Origin of the sequence: Tritonibacter sp. SIMBA_163 (genome assembly GCF_046535935.1) — a bacterium.
Classification (GTDB): domain Bacteria; phylum Pseudomonadota; class Alphaproteobacteria; order Rhodobacterales; family Rhodobacteraceae; genus Epibacterium; species Epibacterium scottomollicae.
The window spans coordinates 1-237 of record NZ_JAWJBP010001292.1; the positions used below are offsets into that span (position 1 = coordinate 1).

Annotated in this window: 1 pseudogene; it reads right to left on the reverse strand. The window is 65.0% G+C overall.

Annotated elements, in window-relative coordinates:
* Nucleotides 1-237: pseudogene (locus R0J92_RS26470) on the reverse strand (ABC transporter permease); the annotation flags it as partial.

A 237-nucleotide genomic window follows, 5' to 3' on the forward strand; every position in this document is an offset into this window, starting at 1 on the left:
ATCATCACCGTGCGAACCGGCGAGTTGCCCGCGTAGACCGCGCAGAGATCGGATTTGCCGAAGGCGCGGATCTCATGGCCGAGAGGCGTGTGCCAGATCAGACCCCAGATCACCACACAGGCGGCGAGGGCGACGAACAGCGTGACGTTTGCCGGGGCGGGTTTGGAGAACTGTATGCCCAGCGGCGCCAGGATCTCGGGCAGCAAGGGCAGCTGTGCGGTTTCGGGGAACTTCGCC